This window comes from Pseudoalteromonas luteoviolacea DSM 6061, assembly GCF_001625655.1.
Taxonomy (GTDB): domain Bacteria; phylum Pseudomonadota; class Gammaproteobacteria; order Enterobacterales; family Alteromonadaceae; genus Pseudoalteromonas; species Pseudoalteromonas luteoviolacea.
In genome coordinates this window covers 1-803 of sequence record NZ_AUYB01000017.1, presented here as the reverse complement: position 1 = coordinate 803, position 803 = coordinate 1, and the positions used below count along the sequence as shown (strand labels likewise).

At 44.3% G+C, this 803-nt stretch carries 1 protein-coding gene; it reads right to left on the bottom strand.

Features of this window, described 5'->3' with window-relative positions; all coding sequences use genetic code 11:
* Nucleotides 1-32: 32 nt before the first annotated feature.
* The coding region (locus N475_RS01200; RefSeq protein ID WP_063364553.1) for an IS5 family transposase at nt 33-803 on the bottom strand (771 nt) is incomplete at its 5' end.

The following is an 803-nucleotide window of genomic DNA, read 5'->3' as shown; positions in this document are numbered from 1 at the left end:
CAAATAGGCCTTTACTGACGGCCTTGTCATTTTTACCTATATTCAGGCATACCTAGCCTGTTCATCGTGTTGATCACCTTGGCTTTAATCATTACTTCTGTGTGTTGGCTGTTGAAGGTGCGGCTTGTTAATTTGTCACCCGTAAGCTGTTTAAAACGATAAACGCCCGTTTCAGCCAGCGAACGCTCATGATAACCAGACTTTTCCTTCCAGTGTTTTAAACCAAATTGATGCATTAATATTATGGCGCTGTTTCTCGGATGACCTTTCTCCCAATATTGGGCATTTTCCCTTGGGGGGATCCGAGCTACGGCACCTTTAGCCGCAATTTCATCATAGCAATTACGCGTATCATAAGCACCATCACCGGTTACTCTGTCAACATTTCGGCGTAGTGGCCGTAGTAAATCACCTAACACTTCACCATCCGATACATTCACCATTGATAGCTCTGCACTGACAATGTCATGGCTGGCTGCATCTATCGCTAAATGCAACTTACGCCAAGTTCGACGTTTGCTGGCTCGGTGTTTTCGGGTATGCCATTCGCCATTACCATAAACTTTTAGGCCGGTGCTATCGACAACAATATCAATAAATCCCTGCGTGGTTGGCTTGGTTCGATATTGAACATTTAGTGTCTTTCCTCGCTTGCACAAACAGCTGTAACCAGGGGAATGAACAGGTGCCCCCATCAAATTGAGGAGTGAATTAACGAACCCTTCAAGTGCTCGAAGTGGCAAATTAAAGACAGACCGAAGTGTCAGGCAAGTTTCAATTGCAAAGTCAGTATATTTATTTGA